Annotated in this window: 22 protein-coding genes; 12 read left to right on the forward strand and 10 right to left on the reverse strand. The window is 63.0% G+C overall.

From position 1 onward, the window contains the following. Window positions 1-82: 82 nt before the first annotated feature. The 5 genes from ACWUKX_RS23835 to ACWUKX_RS23855 all read left to right on the forward strand — a co-directional run bounded on the left by ACWUKX_RS23835 (window position 83) and on the right by ACWUKX_RS23855 (window position 5,882). Window positions 83-1,234, forward strand: a complete 1,152-nt coding sequence (locus ACWUKX_RS23835; RefSeq protein ID WP_456009339.1) for an ABC transporter substrate-binding protein — start codon at window positions 83-85, stop codon at window positions 1,232-1,234. Between the two features lie 186 nt (window positions 1,235-1,420). After that, entirely contained in the window at window positions 1,421-2,419 is a 999-nt protein-coding gene (locus tag ACWUKX_RS23840) for an ABC transporter ATP-binding protein (protein ID WP_287087537.1), read from the forward strand. 235 nt (window positions 2,420-2,654) lie between these two features. Continuing rightward, window positions 2,655-3,620, forward strand: a complete 966-nt coding sequence (locus ACWUKX_RS23845; protein ID WP_456009340.1) for an ABC transporter permease — start codon at window positions 2,655-2,657, stop codon at window positions 3,618-3,620. After that, window positions 3,610-4,425: an ABC transporter permease gene (locus ACWUKX_RS23850; protein ID WP_456009341.1), complete on the forward strand. Its 816-nt coding sequence runs from the start codon at window positions 3,610-3,612 to the stop codon at window positions 4,423-4,425. Before ACWUKX_RS23845 ends, ACWUKX_RS23850 begins: the two co-directional genes overlap by 11 nt. A gap of 29 nt (window positions 4,426-4,454) precedes the next feature. After that, on the forward strand, window positions 4,455-5,882 hold the full coding sequence (locus tag ACWUKX_RS23855) for a gamma-aminobutyraldehyde dehydrogenase (protein WP_456009342.1): 1,428 nt from the start codon (window positions 4,455-4,457) through the stop codon (window positions 5,880-5,882). Window positions 5,883-6,041: 159 nt separating this feature from the next. On the opposite strand, the gene ACWUKX_RS23860 is transcribed toward ACWUKX_RS23855, so the two are convergent. The 7 genes from ACWUKX_RS23860 to ACWUKX_RS23890 all read right to left on the reverse strand — a co-directional run bounded on the left by ACWUKX_RS23860 (window position 6,042) and on the right by ACWUKX_RS23890 (window position 13,828). Beyond that, window positions 6,042-6,224 (reverse strand): alpha/beta fold hydrolase, encoded by a 183-nt coding sequence (locus ACWUKX_RS23860; protein WP_456009343.1) that lies wholly within the window; start codon window positions 6,222-6,224, stop codon window positions 6,042-6,044. A 475-nt stretch (window positions 6,225-6,699) separates the two neighbouring features. Next, window positions 6,700-7,014 (reverse strand): formate dehydrogenase subunit delta, encoded by a 315-nt coding sequence (locus ACWUKX_RS23865; RefSeq protein ID WP_455839921.1) that lies wholly within the window; start codon window positions 7,012-7,014, stop codon window positions 6,700-6,702. Continuing rightward, window positions 7,004-7,834, reverse strand: a complete 831-nt coding sequence (gene fdhD / locus ACWUKX_RS23870) for a formate dehydrogenase accessory sulfurtransferase FdhD (protein ID WP_455839922.1) — start codon at window positions 7,832-7,834, stop codon at window positions 7,004-7,006. Before fdhD ends, ACWUKX_RS23865 begins: the two co-directional genes overlap by 11 nt. A 2-nt stretch (window positions 7,835-7,836) precedes the next feature. After that, window positions 7,837-10,749: a formate dehydrogenase subunit alpha gene (fdhF, locus tag ACWUKX_RS23875; RefSeq protein ID WP_456009344.1), complete on the reverse strand. Its 2,913-nt coding sequence runs from the start codon at window positions 10,747-10,749 to the stop codon at window positions 7,837-7,839. Window positions 10,750-10,761: 12 nt separating this feature from the next. Then, window positions 10,762-12,318 (reverse strand): formate dehydrogenase beta subunit, encoded by a 1,557-nt coding sequence (locus ACWUKX_RS23880; RefSeq protein WP_456009345.1) that lies wholly within the window; start codon window positions 12,316-12,318, stop codon window positions 10,762-10,764. Beyond that, complete coding sequence (locus ACWUKX_RS23885) at window positions 12,315-12,794, reverse strand: formate dehydrogenase subunit gamma (protein ID WP_456009347.1); 480 nt, start codon at window positions 12,792-12,794, stop codon at window positions 12,315-12,317. The genes ACWUKX_RS23880 and ACWUKX_RS23885 overlap by 4 nt, the downstream gene beginning before the upstream one ends. Before the next feature lie 134 nt (window positions 12,795-12,928). Further along, window positions 12,929-13,828 carry a LysR family transcriptional regulator gene (locus ACWUKX_RS23890; protein ID WP_456009348.1) on the reverse strand — a complete coding sequence of 300 codons (900 nt, stop codon included), beginning with the start codon at window positions 13,826-13,828 and terminating at the stop codon, window positions 12,929-12,931. Window positions 13,829-13,994: 166 nt separating this feature from the next. On the opposite strand from ACWUKX_RS23890, the gene ACWUKX_RS23895 reads away from it, so the two are divergent. After that, window positions 13,995-14,636, forward strand: coding sequence for a DUF47 family protein (locus tag ACWUKX_RS23895; protein ID WP_455839927.1), 642 nt, complete (start codon window positions 13,995-13,997; stop codon window positions 14,634-14,636). 3 nt (window positions 14,637-14,639) lie between these two features. Next, the gene (locus ACWUKX_RS23900) at window positions 14,640-15,644 is read left to right on the forward strand and encodes an anion permease (RefSeq protein ID WP_456009349.1); all 1,005 of its coding nucleotides are present in this window, start codon (window positions 14,640-14,642) and stop codon (window positions 15,642-15,644) included. Window positions 15,645-15,686: 42 nt separating this feature from the next. On the opposite strand, the gene ACWUKX_RS23905 is transcribed toward ACWUKX_RS23900, so the two are convergent. Beyond that, window positions 15,687-16,064: a VOC family protein gene (locus ACWUKX_RS23905; RefSeq protein WP_455849667.1), complete on the reverse strand. Its 378-nt coding sequence runs from the start codon at window positions 16,062-16,064 to the stop codon at window positions 15,687-15,689. A gap of 240 nt (window positions 16,065-16,304) precedes the next feature. Here ACWUKX_RS23905 and ACWUKX_RS23910 point away from each other — a divergent pair, with 240 nt between their 5' ends. Next, complete coding sequence (locus tag ACWUKX_RS23910; RefSeq protein ID WP_456009350.1) at window positions 16,305-17,498, forward strand: Mrp/NBP35 family ATP-binding protein; 1,194 nt, start codon at window positions 16,305-16,307, stop codon at window positions 17,496-17,498. A gap of 139 nt (window positions 17,499-17,637) precedes the next feature. On the opposite strand, the gene ACWUKX_RS23915 is transcribed toward ACWUKX_RS23910, so the two are convergent. Further along, a complete protein-coding gene (locus tag ACWUKX_RS23915; protein WP_456009351.1) occupies window positions 17,638-18,099 on the reverse strand; it encodes an SRPBCC family protein in 462 nt (153 codons plus the stop codon). 157 nt (window positions 18,100-18,256) lie between these two features. On the opposite strand from ACWUKX_RS23915, the gene ACWUKX_RS23920 reads away from it, so the two are divergent. Continuing rightward, the gene (locus ACWUKX_RS23920; RefSeq protein WP_287335649.1) at window positions 18,257-20,062 is read left to right on the forward strand and encodes an IlvD/Edd family dehydratase; all 1,806 of its coding nucleotides are present in this window, start codon (window positions 18,257-18,259) and stop codon (window positions 20,060-20,062) included. A 174-nt stretch (window positions 20,063-20,236) separates the two neighbouring features. Here ACWUKX_RS23920 and ACWUKX_RS23925 read toward each other — a convergent pair whose 3' ends face one another. Next, window positions 20,237-20,656 (reverse strand): GFA family protein, encoded by a 420-nt coding sequence (locus tag ACWUKX_RS23925; RefSeq protein WP_456009352.1) that lies wholly within the window; start codon window positions 20,654-20,656, stop codon window positions 20,237-20,239. A gap of 192 nt (window positions 20,657-20,848) precedes the next feature. Here ACWUKX_RS23925 and ACWUKX_RS23930 point away from each other — a divergent pair, with 192 nt between their 5' ends. Genes ACWUKX_RS23930 through ACWUKX_RS23940 form a run of 3 tightly spaced genes read left to right on the forward strand, consistent with a single transcriptional unit; the run spans window position 20,849 to window position 23,516 of the window. Then, the gene (locus ACWUKX_RS23930; RefSeq protein ID WP_456009353.1) at window positions 20,849-21,664 is read left to right on the forward strand and encodes a chromate resistance protein ChrB domain-containing protein; all 816 of its coding nucleotides are present in this window, start codon (window positions 20,849-20,851) and stop codon (window positions 21,662-21,664) included. Continuing rightward, entirely contained in the window at window positions 21,661-23,064 is a 1,404-nt protein-coding gene (gene chrA, locus ACWUKX_RS23935; protein WP_456009354.1) for a chromate efflux transporter, read from the forward strand. Before ACWUKX_RS23930 ends, chrA begins: the two co-directional genes overlap by 4 nt. 53 nt (window positions 23,065-23,117) lie before the next feature. Further along, complete coding sequence (locus ACWUKX_RS23940; protein WP_456009355.1) at window positions 23,118-23,516, forward strand: hypothetical protein; 399 nt, start codon at window positions 23,118-23,120, stop codon at window positions 23,514-23,516. The last annotated feature ends 2 nt before the right edge of the window (window positions 23,517-23,518 follow it).

Below are 23,518 nucleotides of genomic sequence, written 5' to 3' on the forward strand. Positions count from 1 at the left end.
GAAACCGGAAATTTCACAGCACTTTCACAATCAGGGACCAAAGCCGCCGCGACAGTGCGGCCCCTCAAATGGGAGATCGATGATGAACTCATTCCTGAAGTCGTGCACTGCATTGACGGTCGCGCTGGCCTTCTCCGGCCAGGCGATCGGCCAAGTCAAGGAACTCGGCAAGGGCGAAGGCCAGGTCAACGTTGTCGCCTGGCCTGGTTACATCGAACGCGGCGAAACCGACAAGAACTATGATTGGGTCACGTCTTTCGAGAAGAACACAGGCTGCAAGGTCAACATCAAGACCGCCAACACCTCCGACGAGATGGTCGCGCTGATGAATGAGGGCGGCTTCGACCTCGTCACCGCCTCGGGCGACGCTTCGCTGCGCCTCGTCGCCGGCAAGCGGGTCCAGCCGATCAACACCGATCTCATCCCGAGCTGGAGCACGGTCGACGACCGGCTGAAGGATGCGCCGTGGTTCACGGTTGGCGGCGTCCACTACGGCGCCCCCTACCAGTGGGGACCGAATGTGCTGATGTACAACACCGAGGTGTTCAAGGAAGCGCCGAAGAGCTGGAACGTCGTCTTCGAGGAGATGACCTTGCCTGACGGCAAGTCGAACAAGGGCCGCGTCCAGGCCTATGACGGGCCGATTCACATCGCCGACGCTGCCAATTATCTGATGTTCCACAAGCCGGAGCTCGGCATCAAGGATCCCTACGAGCTGACCGAGGATCAGTACAAGGCCGCCCTCGATCTGCTGCGCGTCCAACGCACGCTGGTCGGACGCTACTGGCATGACGCTGCCATCCAGGTCGATGACTTCCAGAACGAAGGCGTCGTCGCCTCCGGTTCATGGCCCTATCAGGTCAACACGCTGATTGCCGCCAAGAAGCCCGTCGCTTCGACCATTCCCCAGGAAGGCGTCACCGGCTGGGCCGACACGACCATGTTGGCGGCCGACGCAGCCCACCCGAACTGCGCGTATATGTGGATGGAGCACTCGCTGTCGCCGAAAGTGCAGGGCGATGTCTCCGCCTGGTTCGGTTCGCTCCCAGTGGTGCCGGCTGCCTGCAAGGGCAACGAATTGCTCGGCGACGAAGGCTGCAAGACCAACGGCTACGACAACTTCGAAAAAATCAAGTTCTGGAAGACGCCGGTGTCGAAGTGCGCCACCCAGGACCAGTGCGTGCCTTACTATCGCTGGGTGTCGGACTATATCGGCGTCATCGGCGGGCGGTGAGTCCGTCTCGCTCGTTGTGAGAGCGCAGCCCTGCCGTCACCCTTACCCTCTCCCCGTGAAGAACGGGGAGAGGGGGATCGCGAGCGTTGCGGCTAGCCCCTTCTCCGTCACTATACGGGGAGAAGGTGCCGGCAGGCGGATGAGGGGCAGCGCCGTCGCCTGAATTTGATCAGCCTGGGACAGCCCATGACCTCCGCCGTTTCGTTCGCCAGAGTCTCGCGCCATTTCGGCAGCGTGCGCGCCGTCGACGTGGTCGACCTCGATATCGCGCCGGGCGAGTTCTTCGCCATGCTTGGACCTTCGGGTTCCGGCAAGACGACCTGCCTGCGGTTAATCGCCGGCTTCGAACAGCCGACATCGGGGTCGATCTCCATTTTCGGCGAACGCGCCGAAGGCGTCCCGCCCTATCGCCGCAACGTCAACACCGTCTTCCAGGACTACGCGCTGTTCCCGCATCTGAACGTGCTCGACAACGTCGCTTACGGCCTGATGGTCAAGGGCGTCGGCAAGCCCGAGCGGCAGAAGGCGGCGGAGGAGGCGCTCTCGCTGGTCCGGCTTCCCGGCTACGGCGCCCGCCGTCCCAGCCAGCTTTCTGGCGGACAGCGCCAGCGCGTCGCGCTCGCCCGCGCGCTGGTCAACCAGCCCAAGGTGCTTCTGCTCGATGAGCCGCTTGGCGCGCTCGACCTCAAACTGCGCGAGAACATGCAGGAGGAGCTGAAGTCGCTGCAGAAGGCGCTCGGCATCACCTTCGTCTTCGTCACCCACGACCAGGGCGAGGCGCTGTCGATGGCCGATCGCGTCGCCGTCTTCAACGACGGCAAGATCATGCAGATCGGCACACCGGAGGACATCTACCAGCGCCCGAAGACGCGCTTCGTCGCCGATTTCGTCGGCTCGTCCAATGTGCTGCCGCCGGATTTCGTCCAGCGTTATTCCGGCCAGCATCGCTGGGGCAGCCTGCGCCCTGAATCCATTCGCATCGGCCGGGCGGCGAAGGGCGATGGCGTTGCCGCTCGTCTCGTCTCGACCAATTATCTCGGCGCCACGACCAGACTGGCGCTCGACGCCGACGGCTTGCGCCTGCACGCGATCGTGCCGGCCGGTGCCGCCTTGCCGAAGGAAGGTGAGGCGGTCGTGCTCACCTTCAACCGCGAGCATTTGCATCTTATGGACGAGCCGGCATGATGGCGCTTTCGGCAACTGTCGCTAATAGCCAAGACAAGGCGCTTCACGGCGCCCCCCTCTGTCCTGCCGGACATCTCTCCCACTTGGGGGGAGATCGGCAGCTTCGCCAGTGGCGCCTCTTCTGCAACGTTGGTGATTGGCGAAAGTGGTCGCGAGATCCGATCTTCCCCCTTGTGGGGGAGATGTCCGGCAGGACAGAGGGGGGCGCGAAGGAACGCAACCGGTCGAAGAAACCATGACTCTGACCGCTGCCCAGGCAAAACCTGCCCCAGCCCTCCTTCCTCGCGCGCGCGGCTTGCGCGGCGCGCTGTCGGACCTGTTCTGGCGCAGGCCCAAGCTCCTGCTGCTGTTGATGCTGCTGCCGCCGGTACTGTGGCTCGGCATCGTCTATATCGGCTCGCTGTTCGCACTGCTCTTGCAGAGTTTTTTCTCGATCGACGAATTCTCCGGCCTCATCGACCGTGAATTCACGCTGAAGACCTATGGCGATCTGCTGCAGGCCGCAAATCTCGACATCATCTTGCGCACGGTGACGATGGCGGCCCTGGTCACGTTCGCCTCCGCGATCATCGCCTTTCCCATCGCCTATTACACGGCGCGCTATGCGCGCGGCCGCTGGAAGGCGCTGTTCTATCTCGGCATCATGCTGCCGCTGTGGTCGAGCTATCTGGTCAAGATTTACGCCTGGAAGCTCATCCTCGCCAAGGAAGGCATCCTGACCTGGCTGCTCGCCAAGCTGCATCTTCTATGGCTGCTCGATGCCTGGCTGTCGCTGCCGATCGTCGGCGGTAATTCCCTGTCGGTGTCGTCCACCGGCACCTTCATCGTCTTCGTCTACGTCTGGCTGCCCTTCATGATCCTGCCGGTGCAGGCGGCACTCGAGCGCGTGCCCGGCAATCTGGTCGAGGCCTCGTCCGATCTCGGGGCCTCGCCCGGCCAGACCTTCCGCAACGTGCTGTTCCCGCTGGCGCTCCCGGGCATCGTCGCCGGCTCGATCTTCACCTTCTCGCTGACGCTCGGAGATTACATCATCCCGCAGATCATCGGCACCTCGCGGCTGTTCATCGGCCAGGCCGTCTATTCGCAGCAGGGCACCGCCGGCAACATCCCGCTCGCCGCCGCCTTCACCGTGGTGCCCATCGTCATCATGGGCTTCTACCTCTGGGGCGCCAAGCGCATGGGGGCCTTCGATGCGCTCTGATGGCTCACCATCCGCTCCTCTCGGCCTGAAGATCGCCGCTGCCTGCGGCTTGCTGTTCCTGCATCTGCCGATATTCCTGATCTTCATCTATGCCTTCACGACCGAGGAAAGGAGCTTCGTCTGGCCGCCGCCGGGGCTGACGACGCAATGGTTCGCCGTCACCTGGAACCGCCCGGACGTGTGGCAGTCGCTGTCGCTGTCGGTGCGTGTCGCCGCTATCTCGACGCTCGTCGCCCTGGTCCTCGGCACGCTCTGCGCGGCCGCCGTGTCGCGAACACAGTTCTTTGGCCGCGAAACCATCTCGCTGCTGGTCATCCTGCCGATCGCGCTGCCCGGCATCATCACCGGCATCGCGCTGCGTTCAGCCTTTTCGCTGGCCGAGATTCCGTTCTCGTTCTGGACGATCGTGCTCGGCCACGCCACCTTCTGCGTCGTCGTTGTCTACAACAACGCTGTCGCCCGCTTTCGCCGCACCTCCGGCTCGATGATCGAGGCATCGATGGACCTTGGCGCCGACGGCTTCCAGACCTTCCGCCATGTCGTGCTGCCCAACATCGCCACCGCCCTGCTCGCCGGCGGCATGCTTGCCTTCGCGCTGTCGTTTGACGAGGTCATCGTCACCACCTTCACCGCCGGCCAGCAGCAGACGCTGCCGATTTGGATGCTGGAAGAACTGATCCGTCCGCGCCAGCGCCCGGTCACCAATGTCGTCGCCATGGTCGTCGTGCTGGTGACGCTGCTGCCCATCCTCGTCGCCTATTACCTCACCCGCGACGGCGACCAGATCGCCGGTTCGGGCAAATGACGTCAAGAATCCATAAGGGAGAGACTTCCATGGACACCAAGATGCTGATCGGCTCGAAATTCGAGAAGGGCACCGAAACCGAGGAACCAATCCTCAATCCGAAGACTGGGGCAACCATCCTCAACCTGCCCGAAGCGAGCCAGGCGCAGATCGAGGCAGCGGTGCTGGCGGCCGAAAAGGCCTTCGTCACCTGGTCGCGCACCACACCGGCGCAGCGCTCCGGTTATCTCCTAAAAATCGCCGATCGCGTCGAGGCCGCGGCACAAGATTTCGCTGCCCTCGAGGCGCTCAATTGTGGCAAGCCAATCAATGCCGTGCTCAACGACGAGATCCCGGCGATCGTCGACTGCTACCGCTTCTTTGCCGGCGCTGTCCGCTCGATGCCCGGCCAGGTCGCCGGCGAATACATCCCCGGTCACACTTCGATGGTCCGCCGCGATGCCATCGGCGTCGTCGCCTCGATCGCGCCCTGGAACTATCCGCTGATGATGATGGCCTGGAAGCTGGCGCCGGCGATTGCCGGCGGCAACACCGTCGTCTTCAAGCCTTCGGAGCAGACGCCGCTGACCTCGCTGAAGCTGGCGAAGATCCTCGCTGAAATCCTGCCGGAAGGTGTCGTCAACGTTGTGCTCGGCCGCGGCGACAGCGTCGGCAACACGCTGATCAACCACCCGAAAGTCAACATGATTTCGATCACCGGCGACGTCGCCACCGGCAAGAAGGTGCTGCAGGCGGCAGCCAAATCGGTCAAGCGCACGCATCTCGAACTCGGCGGCAAGGCGCCGGTCATCGTCTTCGAAGATGCCGACCTCGGCGCGGTGATCAATGGCCTGCGCGCCTTCGGCTACTACAATGCCGGCCAGGACTGCACTGCCGCCTGCCGCATCTATGCCGGCAAGAAGATCTACGACAAGCTCGTCGCCGACCTTTCCTCCGCCGTCTCGACCATCAAATACAACCGCTCCGACGACACCGAGAACGAGATCGGGCCGCTCATCTCACGTCGCCAGCGCGACCGCGTCTCGAGCTTCGTCGAGCGCGCCTCGGAACTGAAGCACATCGAGATCACCACCGGCGGCAAGCCGGGCGAGGGCTCCGGCTTCTTCTACCAGCCAACCGTCGTCGCCGGCGCGCTGCAGGAAGACGAGATCGTGCGCCGCGAAGTATTCGGGCCGGTTGTCTCCGTTACCCGCTTTTCCGAGGTCGACGAGGCGGTGAACTGGGCCAATGACAGCGACTATGGCCTCGCGTCCTCGGTGTGGACCAAGGATGTCTCGCGCGCCATGGCGACAGCCGCTCGGTTGCAATATGGCTGCACCTGGATCAACACCCATTTTATGCTGACCAATGAGATGCCGCATGGCGGGCTGAAACAGTCCGGCTACGGCAAGGACATGTCACTATATGCCTTGGAAGACTACACGGCCGTCCGCCATGTGATGGTTGCGCACGGGTAGTCTCCCTTCTTCCCGTTGACGGCCAGGATGTTGCCGCGGGCGGCCTGGGCGGCGAGCTGCATCGTCACGCGCGCGGTCAGCCCCGTTGGCGGCCCGCGCGATTCAATCTCGCCAACATGCACGCTCTGCGCGCTGGCCACGCCGATCCCCTGTGCCGCATCACGCAGCGCCACCGCGCAGCGTATGGCGCGCGCTGGTCCGTCGAAGCTCGAGCACCAGCGCCCGCATCCGCTCCGGATAGGTGGCGGCGAACAGCATCGCCATCGGCGCGCCTTCCGAAGCACCGAGTAATGCCGCACGCCTGCTGCCGGCGGCGACCATCACCGCGCGCACGTCGTCCATGCGTGTTTTCAAGGCTAGGTAGGTGATTAGTATCGATGCGGTCCGACAGACCGGTGCCGCGTTTGTCGAGCAGGATCAGCCGCGAGAAGGCTGAAAGCCGCTTCAGCAGCCGGCTCTAGCCTTCGTCTTCCCAGTGCAGGTCGAGATTGGAAATGAAGCCCGGCACGAAAACGAGATCGAACGAACCCGGCCGACCACCTGATAGGCGATCCGCACGTCACCGCTACGGGCATATCTGGTCTCGATCGGCCTCACGCAACGACCCCGCCCGGCCAGACGATTTCCTATCGTCAACCATAGCAGAGCCAAGCCGTTTGCGGCAGCCAAAGTTTAGAGGACTGGAATATAGGACCCTTTGGCGGCTCCTAGTGCATGTCGCGCAAAAGTGCGCAGCGGTTTTGCGATAACGACATGCGCCAAAAACAAAAAGTTAAAGCGCGTCGCATGAATCTGTTCAAATGCGACGCGCTTTAGGCTATTTCAGCGGGCCCGCGCTTTCGGCCTGCGTAGGCTGGGTGTAGCCAAGGCTCATGTCAGCCTGCTCGGGCGTCTTTGGTCGCTTGATCCTGGCCGAAGCGGCCACCACGAGCTCGTCGAAATTCTCGGTGCCGCTGTCCAGCATCTCGAAGAACTGCTGCCGCATCCTCGGCTCCCAGAACTTGTTGATGTGCTCGGCCACGCCGGCAATGCCTTCTTCGCGCGGTTTGGAATGGAAAAAGGCCGCGATCTGGTTGGCCATGCGCACCAGCTTTTCCCTGGTGCTGGTGATGTGGTCCTCGTCATGCGACATGCTTGGCAACTCCGCAAACCACCCGGTCAGGGTGGGTGAAAATATCGAAATCATCGCCGCGCACCAGCGCCACCAGCGTCATTCCGGCGGTCTCGGCCGTGCGGATGGCAAGGGCGGTCGGCGCCGAAACGGCGATGATGATGGCAGCACCGATGGCGGCCGTCTTCTGCACCATCTCCACCGAGACACGCGACGTCACCACGACCGCGCCCGACGCGCCTGAGATACCGGCTTTCGCCAGCGCACCGGCGAGTTTGTCCAGGGCGTTGTGGCGGCCGACATCCTCGCGCGCCATGACGATGCCCTTGCCGGGCACGTAGAAGCCGGCGGCATGTACCGCTCCGGTCTCCGTGTGCAGAGGCTGCACCTTCGACAAGAGCTTGACCGAGCGGGTGATGTCCTCGACACCAAGCGTAAGCTTGGACGAACCGACCGCATCGACCGAACGCATCGCTTCCTCGATCGACTCGATACCGCATAGCCCACAGCCGACGGGGCCGGCGAGCCGTCTGCGCCGCGCCTGGAAGCGCGCGTTGGCCCGGTCCTTCAACCGGATCTGGATGTCGATCCCGGCGCCGAGATCCTCGACCTCGATCGCCTCGATCTCTTCTGGCGCAGCGATAATGCCCTCGGTGAGCGAGAAGCCGAGCGCGAAATCTTCGAAGTCGGCCGGGCTCGCCATCATCACCGCATGCGTGGTGCCGGCGAAGGAGAACGCCACCGGCGTCTCTTCCGGCACCATGCGGTTGACGGCCGCAGTGCCGCTGGCGCGGTGTGCCAGCCGCGATATCTGCGTCGTTGCTTTGCGGCGCGCGGCCAAGACTACTCCGCCGCTTCCAGCGGGGCGATGCGCCGGCTCTGGCGGGCCTGCTCGTTATAGTCCCTCTGCCAGTCGGTCGGGCCATTGGACGGCGCCACCTGCACGGCGGTGACCTTGTATTCCGGACAGTTGGTTGCCCAGTCCGAGAAGTCGGTCGTGATCACATTCGCCTGCGTGTCTGGGTGATGGAAGGTCGTATAGACGACGCCCGGCGACACCCGGTCGGTGATCAGCGCGCGCAGCGTCGTCTCGCCGGAACGGCTCGCCAGCCGCACCCAGTCGCCTTCGCGGATGCCGCGGTTCTCGGCGTCGTGCGCATGGATCTCCAGCCGGTCCTCGGCGTGCCACATTACATTCTCGGTGCGCCTCGTCTGGGCGCCGACATTGTACTGCGAGAGGATCCGGCCGGTGGTGAGCAGCAGCGGATAACGCGGCCCGGTCCGCTCATCCGTCGCCACATATTCGGTGCGGATGAACTTACCCTTGCCGCGCACGAAACCATCGACATGCATGATCGGGGTGCCGAGCGGCGCCTTCTCGTTGCAGGGCCACTGCACCGATCCGACACGGTCGAGCAGCTCGAAGGAGACGTTGGCGAAGCTTGGCGTCGTCTTGGCGATTTCCTCCATGATCTCGGAAGGATGCTGATAGTTCCAGTCCAGCCCGATCGCGCGGGCAAGCTCCTGCGTCGCCTCCCAGTCGGCGTAGCGCGCCTTTGGCTCCAGAACCTTGCGCACCATGTTGATGCGGCGCTCGGCATTGGTGAAGGTGCCGTCCTTCTCGAGGAAGGTCGAGCCCGGCAGGAACACATGCGCATAGTTCGCGGTCTCGTTGAGGAAGAGATCGTGCACGACGACGCATTCCATCGCCGCAAGACCGCCCGCGACATGCTTGGTATCAGGGTCGGACTGCAGAATGTCCTCGCCCTGGATGTAGATGCCCTTGAAGCTACCGTCGACGGCGGCATCCAGCATGTTGGGAATGCGCAGGCCCGGTTCATCGTCCAGCTTCACGCCCCACAGGCTTTCATAGATGTCGCGCACGGCTTCGCCGGAGATATGGCGATAGCCGGGCAGTTCGTGCGGGAAGGAGCCCATGTCGCACGAGCCCTGCACATTGTTCTGGCCGCGCAGCGGGTTCACGCCGACGCCCGGCCGGCCGATATTGCCGGTGGCCATGGCGAGGTTGGCGATCGCCATCACCGTGGTTGAGCCCTGGCTGTGTTCTGTCACACCGAGGCCGTAATAGATCGCGCCATTGCCGCCGGTGGCATAGAGACGCGCCGCGCCGCGGATCAGCTCGGGATCGACGCCGGACAATCTGCCGACGGTTTCTGGGCTGTTTTCCGGCAAGGCGACGAAAGAAGCCCAGTCCTGGAACTCCGCCCAGTCGCAGCGTTCGCGGATGAAGGCTTCGTTGAAAAGACCTTCGGTGACGATGACATGCGCCAGCGCCGTCAGCACCGCCACATTGGTGCCGGGCTTCAGCGGCAGGTGATAGGCCGCTTCGATATGTGCCGACTTGACCATCTCGGTGCGACGCGGATCGAGCACGATCAGCTTGGCGCCCTGGCGCAGCCGCTTCTTCAGCCGCGAGGCGAACACCGGATGGGCGGAAGCGGGATTGGCGCCGATGATGACGGCGACGTCAGTGTAATCGACGGAGTCGAAATCCTGCGTGCCGGCCGAGGTGCCATAGGTCTGGCCGAGCCCGTAGCCGGTCGGCGAATGGCAGACGCGCGCGCAGGTATCGACATTGTTGTTGCGGAAGCCTTGCCGCACCAGCTTCTGGACGAGATAGATTTCCTCGTTCGTGCAACGCGAGGAGGTGATACCGCCGATCGCGGTGCGTCCATACTGGTACTGGATACGGCGGAATTCCTTGGCCGTATGGGCGATCGCCTCTTCCCAACTCACCTCCCGCCAGGGGTCGGTAATCTTTTCCCGGATCATCGGCGACAGGATGCGATCCTTGTGGGTCGCATAGCCGTAAGCGAAACGGCCCTTCACGCAGGAATGTCCGTGGTTCGCCTTGCCCTCCTTGTAGGGCATCATGCGAATGACCTCGTCGCCCTTGACCTCGGCCTTGAACGAGCAGCCGACGCCGCAATAGGCGCAGGTGGTGACGGCCGAGCGCTCCGGCAGGCCCTTGGCAAGGACCGTTTTCTCGCGCAGCGCATCGGTCGGGCAGGCCTGCACGCAGGCGCCGCAGGATACGCATTCGGAAGCGATGAAATCCTCGTGCATGCCGGCGACCATGCGTGATTCGAAGCCGCGGCCCTCAATGGTCAACGCGAAGGTGCCCTGCACCTCCTCGCAGGCCCGCACGCAACGCGAGCAGACGATGCATTGCGCGGGATCATAGGTGAAATAAGGATTGGATTCATCGCGGGCGATGTAGTCGACAGCCAGCGAACCATGGCCGGGCGCTACGCCGTTCTCCTGCTTGACGTGGTTGCGGCCGTCAACGCCATAGCGGTTCTCGGTCAGACCGACCGTGTTGGCGACCTTGTCGAACTCGCTGGCGCCTGTGCCGGCCTTCTCGTTCCAGCCGGTCGGGTGGTCGGAGACATAGAGTTCCATCACGCCGCGGCGGATGGCGTTGAGGCGGTCGGTTTGCGTGTGCACGACCATGCCTTCGCCGACCGGCGTCGTGCAAGAGGCCGGCGTACCGCCGCGTCCATCGATCTCGACGAGGCAGACCCGGCAGGAGCCGAACGAGTCCAGCATGTCGGTCGCGCAGAGTTTGGGGATTTCGACGCCCGCTTCCATCGAAGCGCGCATGATCGAGGTCCCCGCCGGCACGGTCACCGACTTGCCGTCGACCGTCAGCGTCACCTGCTGTTCCGCTTCCAAAGCGGGCGTGCCGTAGTCGATTTCCTGGACCAGCGATTTGATGTCGAATGCCGCGTTCATACCTGTCCGCTCCTATTCCGCTGCTTCGGCGACCGGCGTCGGCCGAAAGTCGTCGGGGAAATGGTTGAGTGCACTCATCACCGGATAAGGGGTGAAGCCGCCCAGAGCGCAAAGCGAGCCGAACTTCATCGTGTTGCAAAGGTCGGTGACCAGCGCGATCTGCTTCTCGGGTTCGATGTTCTGGGCGAGCCGGTCCAGCACCTCGACGCCGCGCGTCGAGCCGATGCGGCAGGGCGTGCACTTGCCGCAGCTTTCGATGCTGCAGAATTCCATGGCGAAGCGCGCCTGCTTCAGCATGTCGGCGCTGTCGTCGAACACGACGATGCCGGCATGGCCGATCAGTCCATCCTTGGCGGCGAACGCTTCGTAGTCGAACGGCGTATCGAACAGCGCGCGCGGGAAATAGGCGCCGAGCGGGCCGCCGACCTGCACGGCCTTGACCGGACGTCCTGTCGCGGTGCCGCCGCCGATATCATCAACGATCTCGCCCAGCGTCATGCCGAACGCAGCCTCATAGAGACCGGGATATTTGACGTTGCCGGCGATCTGGATCGGGATGGTGCCGCGCGAACGGCCCATGCCGAAATCCTTGTAGAAGGCTGCGCCCTTATCCATGATGACAGGCACCGAAGCCAGCGAGATGACGTTGTTGATCACCGTCGGCTTGCCGAACAGGCCCTTGTGCGCCGGCAGCGGCGGTTTGGCTCGCACCTGCCCGCGCTTGCCTTCGAGGCTGTCGAGCAGCGAGGTTTCCTCGCCGCAGACATAGGCGCCCGCACCGACACGGACTTCCATGTCGAAGGTATTTGGAGAACCCAGCACGTTGAGGCCGAGCAGGCCGGCCTTGCGGGCGATCTCGACGGCTTTCTGCATGGCGGCTACCGCGTGCGGATATTCCGAGCGGATATAGATGAAACCCTTGGTAGCGCCCGTCGCGATGCCGGCAATGGTCATGCCTTCGATCAGCACGAACGGATCGCCTTCCATGATCATGCGGTCGGCGAATGTGCCCGAATCACCCTCGTCGGCATTGCAGACGATATATTTGCGGTCGGCCGTGGTATCGAGCACCGTCTTCCATTTGATGCCGGTCGGGAAGCCGGCGCCGCCACGTCCGCGCAGGCCGGACTCGGTCACTTGGCTGACGACATCGGCCGGCGTCATGGCCACCGCGTTTTGCAGGCCCTTCAGCCCGCCATGCACCTTGTAATTGTCGAGCGACAACGGATCTGTGACGCCGCAACGCGCGAAAGTCAGGCGCGTCTGCTTGGCCAGGAATGGGATCTTGTCGGGTGCGCCCAGCCAGCGCTTGTGGTAGCCGCCGGCGAGGAAACCGCTGTCGAACAGGCTTTTGACGTCGGAAGGCTTCACCGGCCCGTACGCGACGCGGCCCTTGTCTGTCGCCACTTCGACCATCGGCTCGAGGAAATAGGCGCCGCGCGAACCATTGCGCACGATCTTGGCCTCAATGCCGCGATCGGCCAGTTCCGCACGAACCGCCTTGGCGATCTTCTCCGCACCGAGCGCCAGTGCGCCGGAATCGCCGGGAATGTAGATGCGCGGGATCATGAACGTACCTCGGCAACGATCTCGTCGAGCTTTTCGTCATTGAGCCGGCCGATCACCTCGCCGTCCAGCATTGCCGATGGCGCGCAGGCGCAAAGGCCGAGGCAATAGACTGGTTCCAGCGTCACTGAACCGTCGCGGGCCGTCTCGTGGAAGCCGATGCCCAGCAATTGCTTGAGCTTGGCGGCAAGGGCGTCCGAGCCCATCGATTGACAGGCTTCCGCCTGGCAAAGCTTCAGCACATGCCGCCCGGCCGGGTGGCGGCGGTAGTCATGATAAAAGGTAACGACGCCGTGCACCTCCGCCTTGGAGATGTTCAACGCCTCGGCGATTACCGGCAGCGCGTCCTGCGGCACATGACCGAACTCTTCCTGGATGCCGTGGAGGATCGGCAACAGCGGGCCTTCGAGGCCCTTCAGCTCCTGGACGATCACCGCCGTGCGCGACGCGATCTCGGTACTTGCAGGCTGCATTGTCATGCAGCGCCCTCCCTGGTCGTAGTAATCTTCCGCTAAGTGATTAAAAAATCAGAGGAAACCCACCAAATCAATAAAGCTGATCCGTTGCTCGATAGAAATCTTCTATCGATGCCGTTCAGCCTGCAATCTCTAGCTCAGTGGCGGGCGCGGAAATCGTCTGCCAACGCCATCGCCTCGTCCAGCAGCGCCGAGACCAGCGGCGTGTGCGGCTCGCGCGGCGTCGCCACCAGCCCGACGGTGTGGCTGGCATCCGGCTCGACAATCGGAATGGCCCGGATTGGCTCGGAAAAGCCGAATGTTTCCGATAGGTTGAGCGGCATGATCGACGACCATTTGCCGGTACGGATATGGGAGAACAGCACGATCATCGAATTGGATTCGAGCGTCGGCCGCACCTGCGTGCCGGCTTCGGCCAAATGCTGGTCGATGATGCGGCGGTTCTGCATGTCGGGCGTCAGCAGGCAGAGCGGCAGCTGGCTGAGCTCCGCCCATGTCACTTTGTCGCGGTCGGAATAGGGGTTTCCGATCGCGGTGATCAGCTGATAGCGCTCGTCATAGAGCGGCACGCTGGTCACCCGCCCCAGCGGCTCGTTGTCGAGGTAGGTGATGCCGGCGTCGATGTCGAAATTGCCGAGCAGCGACAGCACCTCGATCGAGGTGCGCGACAGCACCGAGAAGGTGACGCCGGGATGTTTTGCCCGAAAAGGTGTCGTCAGCCGCGCCACCATAGCCAGAGCTGTCGGGATGGCGGCGATACGGATGCGCCCCGAAAGGCCGTGACGCGCCGCCCGCATCTCCTCGCGCATCGTGCGGGTGTCGCCGACGATGCGGCGCGCCCACACCAGCACCTGCTCTCCCTCCGGCGTCAGCCCCTGAAAGCGCGATCCGCGTAATACCAGCATCACGCCGAGCTGGCCTTCCAGCTGCTTGATGCCGGTCGAAAGCGTCGGCTGCGTGACACCGCACACCTCCGCCGCTCGGCCGAAATGCTCTTCCCTGGCTAGCGCGATAAAGAATTCCAGCTTGTCGATCATGCCATCTGTCCGGTGCGTTGCGCACAAGGTCGGGGAAATTGCGTGCCACCGCAAGCCGCACGTGCAATCGGCTGCATCCACATCTTTCAGCCGGCTTACTGTTTCCGGAGGCGGCATGCGGCGCTATGTGGGTGAAATAAGATCGTGGGGCGACCGGAGATTGAACATGCTGGGCTGGTTCCGCAAACTGCTGCCGCGCGAAGATCGTTTCTTCGACCTGTTCGAGCAACACTCCCGTACGGTGGTCGATGGCGCCGAGGCACTCGAGCAGCTTCTCCAGGGCAAGGACATCGATCGCTGGTGCCAGAAGATCATCGATCTTGAAGACCAGGCCGATCACATCACCGCGGAAGTCCTGCTTTCTGTGCGGCGCTCGTTCATCACTCCTTTCGATCGTGGTGACATCAAGGACCTGATCCAGTCGATGGATGACGCCATCGACATGATGCACAAGACCGTCAAGACGGTGAAGCTGTTCGAGAAGAAGGAATTCGACCCGCTGATGCAGGAAATGGGCGGCATCATCGTCATTGCAGCCAAGCTGATCGCCGAGGCCATCCCATTGCTCAGCAAGATTGGGGCCCACAGCGTGCGCCTCAACGCGATCGCGGAAGAGGTCATGCGCGCGGAAGGCCGGGCCGACGATCTGCACGAGCAGGGCCTGAAAGACCTGTTCAAGAGACATGGCCGCAGCGACCCGATGGCCTACCTGATCGGCAGCGAGATCTATGGCGAGCTGGAAAAGGTGGTCGATCGCTTTGAGGACGTGGCCAACGAGATCAGCGGCATCGTCATCGAGAACGTTTAGCCAATGGAAGCCGCCATCGCCTTTCCCGTGTTGGTCGGGCTCATCGCCGTTGCGCTGTTCTTCGATTTTCTCAACGGCCTGCACGATGCCGCCAACTCCATCGCCACCATCGTCTCCACGCGTGTGCTGAGGCCGCACAATGCGGTGCTGTGGGCGGCCTTCTTCAATTTCATCGCCTTCCTGTTCTTCGGTCTTCATGTTGCGGAGACGCTGGGAACGGGCATCATCGACGCCACCATCGTCACCCCGGGGGTGATCTTCGCCGCGCTTGTCGGCGCCATTGTCTGGAACATCGTCACCTGGCTCGTCGGCATCCCCTCCAGCAGTTCGCATGCGCTGATCGGCGGACTGGTCGGCGCCGGCGTTGCAAGGGCAGGCGGCGGCGCCATCGTCTGGACCGGGCTCGGCAAGACCATTGCGGCCATCGTCCTCTCGCCGGCGACCGGATTTCTGCTGGCGCTTGTCTTGATCCTTACAGTTTCCTGGGTATTCGTGCGCAAGACACCATTTGCCGTGGATAGCACGTTCCGCGTCATGCAGTTCGTTTCTGCCTCGCTCTATTCGCTGGGCCATGGCGGCAACGACGCACAGAAAACCATGGGCATCATCGCCGTGCTGCTCTATTCGCAGGGCATGCTTGGAGAAAATTTCTACGTGCCGCTATGGGTCGTCATCACGTGTCAGGCGGCGCTGGCGTTGGGCACATTGTTCGGCGGCTGGCGCATCGTCCACACGATGGGCTCGAAGATCACCCGGCTGAACCCGATGCAGGGTTTCTGCGCCGAGACCGGCGGTGCGATCACCCTGTTCGCCGCCACCTGGCTCGGCATTCCGGTGTCGACGACGCATACGATCACCGGCGCCATCATCGGTGTCGGCGCCGCCCGCCGCGTCTCGGCCGTGCGTTGGGGCATCGCCGGCAACATCGTCATCGCCTGGATTGTCACTCTGCCGGCCACGGCTGCGATTTCGGCCCTCACCTACTTCGCGGTCAGCCTGGCGACGTGACGTGGGTGGCGCTTGGGTCGCATGGGTGCGGCAGAGCGAAATCTACCTGTCCACAAGGTTCAGGATGTTACCGTCTGGATCTTTGAACCAGGCGACCTTCATGCCGTGACCGACGTGGATGTCGCCTTCGACCGTTGTGTGAGGCATGTCGTAATGTTCGAAAACAACGCCTTTCGATCTTAGCCCACTGACAATTTTTTCGATTTCGTCGCCGACCATCCAGGTCACCGCCGTCGCCTTGTTGGTTCCGGCGAACTTCGAGTGATACACATTGATGCTGGTGTCGCCGCATTTGTAGACGATCAGTTCGCCACCCTCGTTGTGAACCTCCGTCAGCCCCAGAACGTCTTCATAGAAGGCCTTGGCCTTGGCCAGGTCCTTCACCGCGAGATTGGCCGTTGCGTTGCTGTTTGCGAGCATGATTGGTCTCCTTTCCTTACTGGCGAGCACGTCCGAAGCCCTGCGACAAGATAGGGCTGCTTCGTCTTCCGGCGACCGCAGCTTGCGCTATCGGCGTGCCTCTTCCGTAAGGACGTTTCGACTCCCGCAAATCCCTACAAGCAGACGCGAGTTTTGATGCCATGCCCGGTGCGTGTCGTTCCGCCGCTTGGTTATGTTCGGGAACTGCATTATCTCAAGCGGAAAGCAGAGGAAAAGCTGATGCCCGCCGTCCAGGAAAACGTTACCAAGGAAATCGTCATCGAGCGCCTGAAGACGGTCAACGGACCGGACTTCACCGGCAACATCGTCGACCTCGGCATGGTTTCCGAGATTTTCATTGCCGATTCCAAGGTCTTCTTCTCGATCACGGTGCCGGCTGCCCGGGCCCAGGAGATGGAGCCGTTGCGTGCCGCCGCCGAGCGTGTCGTCAAGGCGATCCCCGGTGTCGCCGGCGCCGTGGTTGCGCTGACGGCGGAAAGGAAAGGTGGCGGCATGGAGGCTCCGGTTCCTCAGAGACCCGCCCCCAGGCCCGCGCCGCCGGCCGCACCCGCTGCCGCGCCACGTCCGGCCCCGCATGCTCCGGCCTCGCACAGCCAGGGCAAGCGCGGCGTGCCCGGCATCGAGGCGATTATCGCTGTCGCTTCCGGCAAGGGCGGCGTCGGCAAGTCGACCACTGCCGTCAACATCGCGCTTGGCCTCGCCGCCAACGGCCTGAGGGTCGGCGTGCTCGACGCCGACATCTACGGCCCGTCCATGCCGCGGCTGCTCAAGATCCATGGCCGGCCGCAGACCGTCGACGGCAAAGTCCTGAAGCCGATGGAGAATTACGGCCTGAAGGTCATGTCGATGGGCTTCCTCGTCGATGAGGAGACGCCGATGATCTGGCGCGGGCCGATGGTGATGTCGGCATTGACGCAAATGCTGCGCGAGGTCGAATGGGGTCCGCTAGATGTGCTCGTCGTCGACATGCCGCCCGGCACCGGCGATGCGCAACTGACCATGGCCCAGCAGGTGCCGCTGGCCGGCGCCGTTATCGTCTCGACACCGCAGGACCTGGCCCTCATCGATGCCCGGAAAGGCCTCAACATGTTCAGGAAGGTCGACGTGCCGGTATTGGGCATCGTGGAGAATATGAGCTATTTCCTCGCCCCCGACACCGGCAAGCGCTACGACATCTTCGGCCATGGCGGCGCGCGCCGCGAGGCCGAGCGTCTCGGCGTCACCTTCCTCGGCGAAGTGCCGCTCGAAATGGGCATCCGCGAAAGCTCGGATGCCGGCACGCCGGTGGTGGTCTCGAAGCCCGATAGCGCCGAGGCGAAGATCTACCGCGACATCGCCTCGAACGTCTGGGGCAGGGTCAACGAAGAACGCGGCGCGGCTGAAGCCGCCGTGCCGAGCATCGTGTTCGAGTGATCCCTCCCCCTTGAGGGGAGGGTGGCCCGCAGGGCCCGGTGGGGTCCGCGGCAACGCGCTCCACCTCTCTTAGCCTCAGTTGAAGGTCGGGGCAGTATGAGGTGACCCCTCCCGCCTCGCTTCGCGAGGCACCCTCCCCTCAAGGGGGAGGGGAGCCGCCCACCTTCTCGCCGAACGACGAAAAAAACTGCCCGGCAAGCTTCTTCGATGTCGATTCGATCAGCCGGCTGCCGAGCTGGGCAATCTTTCCGCCGACATCGGCCTTGGCCGCATATCTGAGGATCGTCGCCTCCGGGCCATCGGCGGTCAGGGTCACATCGGCGCCGCCTTTGGCGAAGCCGGCGATGCCACCCTTGCCCTCCCCCTGGATGGTGTAGGAATGCGGCGGGTTGAGCTTCCTCAGCGTCACCTCGCCGTTGAACGTCGCTTTGATGGGGCCGATTTTGACCACCACGGTCGCTCCCATCTCGGTGTCCGATTTCTTTTCGAGGCTCTGGCAGCCCGGAATGGTCTGCCTCAGAACGTCCGGGTCGTTCAGCGCTTCCCACACCTTTTGCAGGGGTGCGGCGATGCGTTCCTCGCCTTCGATCACCAAAGCCATCAAAATCTCCAGGATACAAACTGACAGGCCCCGATGCGGTCTAGCGTGAGGGTAGATGCATGTCTATCGCACCAAAGTCCGGAATCGGATGGCGCGTGCCTCTTGCCTGCTCTCGCGCGTTGTCATATCGATTTGTCATACAAATACGGAGACCATGATGGCCGGCGCCCCCACGCAGAAAAAGAAATTTCGCTCGCAGGAGTGGTTCGACAATCCCGACAATCCGGGGATGACGGCGCTTTACCTCGAGCGCTATCTGAATTACGGGCTGACGCGTGCCGAACTGATGTCGGGCAAGCCGCTGATCGGCATCGCCCAGACCGGCTCGGATCTGTCGCCCTGCAATCGCCATCATATCGAACTGGCCAAGCGCGTGCGCGAGGGCATCGTCTCGATGGGCGGCATCCCTTTCGAGTTCCCATGCCACCCGATCCAGGAGACGGGCAAACGCCCAACCGCCGCACTCGACCGCAACCTCGCCTATCTCGGCCTGGTCGAGGTGCTCTACGGCTACCCGCTCGACGGCGTCGTGCTCACCATCGGCTGCGACAAGACGACGCCGGCCCTGCTGATGGCCGCCGCCACCGTCAACATTCCGGCTATCGCACTGTCGGTCGGCCCGATGCTGAACGGCTGGCACAAGGGCAAGCGCACCGGCTCCGGTACCATCGTCTGGGAATCGCGCCAGCGCCTGTCGGCAGGCGAAATCGGCTATGACGAGTTCATGGACATCGTCGCCTCCTCGGCGCCGTCCACCGGCTATTGCAACACCATGGGCACCGCCACCACGATGAATTCGCTGGCCGAGGCGCTCGGCATGCAGCTGCCTGGCTCGGCCGCGATCCCCGCTCCCTATCGCGAGCGTGGCCAGATCGCCTATGAGACGGGAAAACGCATCGTCGACATGGTGCATGAGGATCTGAAGCCCTCCGACATCATGACCCGACAGGCCTTCGAGAATGCCATCGTCGTCAATTCTGCCATCGGCGGCTCGACCAACGCGCCGATCCACCTCAACGCCATCGCACGCCATCTCGGCGTGCCGCTCGACAATGACGATTGGCAGCAGGTCGGCCTCAAAATACCGCTCATCGTCAACCTGCAGCCGTCGGGCGAATATCTCGGCGAGGATTATCATCATGCCGGTGGCGTGCCGGCGGTGGTGGCCGAACTGATGAAGGCCGGGCTGTTGCCCCATCCCGACGCCATGACCGTCAACGGCAAGACGATGGGCGACAATTGCAGTGGGGCAGTCAACGAGAATCTCGATGTCATCCGCACCGTCGCCGAGCCGCTGAAAGTCAATGCCGGCTTCATCAATCTTAGGGGTAATCTGTTTGATTCGGCGATTATGAAGACCAGCGGTATCTCGCCCGAATTCCGCGAACGCTATCTGTCGAACCCGAAGGACCCCGAGGCCTTCGAAGGCAACGCCATGGTCTTCGACGGGCCCGAAGACTACCACGCCCGCATCGACGATCCGGCGCAAGGCATCGACGAGCACACGATCCTGTTCATGCGCGGCGCCGGTCCGATCGGTTATCCGGGCGGCGCCGAAGTCGTCAACATGCAGCCGCCGGCCCATCTCATCAAGAAGGGCATCCATGCGCTGGCCTGCATCGGCGACGGCCGCCAGTCGGGCACGTCGGGCTCGCCGTCAATCCTCAACGCCTCGCCCGAAGCCGCCATAGGCGGCGGGCTGGCGCTGTTGAAGACCGGCGACCGCGTCCGCATCGACCTGCGCAAGGGCACCGCCGACATTCTCGTCACCGACGACGAGATCACGCGCCGTCGCGCCGAGCTGCAGAACAGTGGCGGCTATCACTACCCCAAGCACCAGACGCCATGGCAGGAGATCCAGCGCGGCATGGTCGACCAGTTTTCCGAAGGAATGGTGCTGAAGCCGGCGGTAAAGTACCAGGATGTGGCGCACACCCGCGGCGTGCCGCGGGACAATCACTAATGCATGTCGCCCAAAAGTGTGCAGCGGTTTTGGGACAACGACAGCATAAAAACAAAGATCTAAAGGGCGTCGCGTGTTTCAGACGACGCGCTTTAGACGCCGGTCTGCGGCGCTTCTCGCTCGCGGCGGCTTGAACCGATCAAGCCGCCGTCAGATGTTTTCTGACCCCGCCGCTCAGAGATAGCCGGTGATCTCCGGCGCCTGGTCCTGCCTGTCGCGCTTGCCGTCCTCGTAGACGATTGGTGCTGCGGCGAGTTCCTCTTCGGTGACGTCGTCGAGGCAAGCGACGTTCACCGCCCAGAAGTTCCCGCCCATGAAGTCGAGATAGCCGCGCGAGAGAAAATTCGCGCCGCAGTTCGGGCACATATAGTGGTTGATGTCGCCTTCCGGCCAGTTCGACGGCGTCGCCTTGTATTCCCGCATCCGGTCGCGGCCGTCCGTCACCCGCACGGCCCCATAGGCCGCGAAGGATTTCCGGTAGCCGAGCTTCCAGCAAAAGCTGCAATTGCATTTGCGGATGCCTTCGGCGAGGTCGATGTCGGCTTCGAAACGCACCGTGCCGCAATGGCAGCTGCCGTGATAGGTCTTTTTCATGGTTTTCCTCCCAGACGTGTTCTGGCTCCGCCAAACCGGCCGCCGGAGCCAGAGCATCCTTTGCTTCAGGCATGACGCTTGACAAGCGGGCGCAACAAATCCACGATCATGGCAAGGGGTGCATCGCGACGACCCCGTGAGGCGTCAGCCCAACGTTCGCGTCCAAGCTTCTCTGTCAAGGAGGTGGACGCCATGCCGTCGACAACCGCTATCACCGTATCGCAGCTATCCCGTCTGATTGGTCTGCCGGGTGCGCCCGCGATCGTCGATGTTCGTATCGAAGATGATTACAACGCCGATCCGCGCCTTCTCCCGGCCTCAAGCCGGCGTGATTTCAAAACCGTCTCTACCTGGGCGTCCGAATACGCCGGCAGCCGAGTGGCGGTCATCTGCCAAAGAGGACAAAAGCTCTCGCAAGGCGTGGCCGCATGGCTGCGGCATGAGGGCGTCAGTGCCGAATCTCTCGAAGGCGGCTTCGAGGCCTGGCGCGATGCCAAGGGGCTTTTGGTCGATGCCGGCAAGATACCGCCCCGCGATGGAAAAGGCCGCACCGTATGGGTGACGCGGGCGCGCCCGAAGGTCGATCGCATCGCCTGTCCCTGGTTGATCCGGCGTTTCATCGATCCGAGCGCTGTTTTTCTCTTTGTCGAGGCGGCCGAAGTGTTGGCCACTGCGGATCGCTTTCAGGCCGTGCCTTTCGACATCGACAATGTGTTCTGGTCACACCGCGGCGAACGCTGCACCTTCGACACGATGATCGAAGAGTTCGGGCTCGAATCCGAACCGCTCGATCGCCTAGCCATGATTGTGCGCGCAGCCGACACTGCAAGTCTCGATCTGGTTCCCCAGGCGGCCGGATTCCTGGCCGCCTCGCTTGGCCTGTCGCGGATGTTTCGCGACGATCTGGAACAGCTGGAGGCAGGCATGCTGCTCTACGATGCGTTTTACCGATGGTGCCGCGACGCCACCGAGGAGACGCACAACTGGCCAAGCGTGAGCAAGCCATGAGCGCCCCGGTTTCTGACGGAACGGAGGCTTCGGGGGGCGAGATCGTCGAAGCGCCGGCTGCGCCAACCTTCCGCGAAGGCGTAAAGCTCTGGGCGAAAATCGGCCTGCTCAGCTTCGGCGGGCCGGCCGGCCAGATCGCGCTCATGCACAAGGAATTGGTCGAGGAACGGCGTTGGATCGGCGAGCAACGTTTCCTGCATGCGTTGAACTACTGCATGATGCTGCCCGGCCCTGAAGCCCAGCAACTCGCCATCTATATCGGCTGGCTGTTGCACCGGACGATCGGCGGCCTGGTCGCCGGTATCCTGTTCGTCGCGCCGGGCGCGCTTGTGATGCTCACCTTGAGCATCCTCTATGCGCTATACGGCGACGCTCCCCTCGTCGAGGCGCTGTTTTTCGGGGTGAAAGCGGCCGTGCTCGCCATCGTGATCGAGGCGATGATCCGGATCGGACGTCGGGCCCTGAAGAACCGGGTCATGGTTTCGATCGCGCTCGCCGCCTTCATTGCCATCTATGCATTGAACCTGCCGTTTCCGCTCATCATCCTGCTTGCCGGCGTGACGGGCTGGATTGGAAACCGTGTTGCGCCGGCCCTTTTTTCCGGTGCGGCGCACGGCAAAGACGCGGTTCCCGACATCAAGGGCGCGGTCGACCTGATGTTCGAGCGCGGCGAGCTGGCCCACACCAGGCCGACGCGATGGCATGCGCCGCGCATCATTGCGATCTGGCTGCCGATCTGGCTCGGCCCCGTGCTGCTGATCTGGGCGTTCACCGGATCCACCAGCGTGTGGACTGAGATCGGTGGCTTCTTCAGCGTCATGGCGGTCGTCACCTTCGGCGGCGCTTACGCGGTCCTTGCCTATGTCGCGCAGGCAGCGGTCGAGTCCTTCGGCTGGCTCGCACCCGGTGAAATGGTCGATGGCCTCGGGCTTGCCGAAACCACGCCTGGTCCGCTCATTCTGGTCCTGCAGTTCGTCGGCTTTCTTGCCGCGTTCCGCCAATCCGGATCGTTGAGCCCGCTGCTTGCAGGATCGCTTGGGGCGATGCTCACCCTATGGGCGACGTTCACGCCTTGCTTCTTCTGGATATTCCTCGGTGCGCCCTACATCGAAGCCCTGCGCGGCAACAAGGCGCTATCGGCGGCGCTGACCGCGATCACTGCCGCCGTCGTCGGCGTCATCATGAATCTCGCTCTGTGGTTCGGCTTGCACGTCATCTTCGGCGAAGTGCGCAACATCGGGCTTGGAATGGACGTGCCGGTGCTCTCATCCATCGACTGGCGCGCGGCGCTGCTGTCGTGTGCTGCCATGATCGTCATTCTGAAGCTGAAGATCGGCATGCTGCCGACGCTTGCGGGATCGGCCCTCGCCGGTGTTTTGTTGCTGGCAGCGAGCGGATAGCGGCTGCGTGCAGCCGTCGCTTCATTGTAGTTCGGGCATTCGGATAGGACATCATGGCGAGACAACGCTCTTCCCTAAGCTTCCTCGGAATGTTCGGCCGATCAGGCGACCTCAGGCAATTCGACGCCGCGTTACGCGGCGTCGACCTTCATCCCGCCCTTGTGCCGGAGGGAGCAAAGCTCACCATTGTCAATCTGATGAAGGACCACTGGTCTGACGAGCCGCCACTACAAGCCTATCCAGCGGTGGCGCAGCTATTTGGCTATTGTGTTGCCGGGCCGGAAGCATTCGAGCAATCCAACGGCCTTCAACATAGGCTGGATGCGGAGCGCCGGCTGGAGGCGGCACTTGAGGCCGGCGACAGCTTCGATGCGCAAATCAAACTGATGACGCTGCATGCCAAGCTGATCAGTGGCGAGGTCGTCGAGCGCCATGGGTTGAGGACCGACTGACC

This window comes from Mesorhizobium sp. f-mel, assembly GCF_053850215.1.